At 67.2% G+C, this 700-nt stretch carries 1 pseudogene; it reads left to right on the top strand.

Going from position 1 to position 700, the window contains the following annotated elements:
• Window positions 1-462: 462 nt before the first annotated feature.
• A pseudogene (locus tag CCN44_RS42100) lies at window positions 463-700 on the top strand (tryptophan--tRNA ligase); the annotation flags it as partial.

Here is a 700-nt window from a genome sequence, read left to right as displayed (position 1 = left end):
GGGGGGCTTGTCTTCCCGGCCCTTCGGCCGTTCCGACGAGTGAGACTTTAGCGGATTCCTGGCTCCCGAGCTAATCGGGGCCGGCGTCCTTTCGAACGCGGATTCCTCATTTCGCAAATACGCACGCCGAAGCAGTCGACAGCAGAGTGCCGATTGCGTGGGTGGTGCTTGCGGAATGGCTGTCCGGGGACCGACCGGAGTCGGCGCTCACGTCGGACAACTCGGAGAACCTTACGTATCGGCGTGGGGTGTGTCAACTCCCGCCCGCGGAGCACTCCGGAGGCGTACTGTGGAGTGCGTGATGACGCGTACGTGTACCCAGCTCTGGTGGGCCGCCTGACCGGCGGCCGTACTCACGTATGCACTCAACGGCCGCCGCTTCGGCGGCCGTTCTCGTATCTCCCTCCGGGCTCCGGGGGCCGGCCGCAGGGGCGGCGGTCCCGACCAGAAGGTGGAGTGGAGATGACTCGGGTCTTCAGCGGGATTCAGCCGACCGGGCACCTGACCCTGGGCAACTACCTGGGCGCCATGCGGCGCTGGGCCGNNTCAGCCGGCAGACGGCGACGCTGTTGCTGGCGGCGGGGCTCGACCCCGAGGTGTGCACCGTGTTCCTGCAGAGCCATGTGGACGAGCACACGCGCCTGTCGTACCTGCTGGAGTGCGTCGCGACCGACGGTGAGATGCGGCGCATGATCCAGTA

The organism is Streptomyces tricolor (assembly GCF_002155905.1).
In the GTDB taxonomy this organism is placed as follows: Bacteria; Actinomycetota; Actinomycetes; order Streptomycetales; family Streptomycetaceae; genus Streptomyces; species Streptomyces tricolor.
This window is presented reverse-complemented; position numbering and strand designations above follow the sequence as displayed.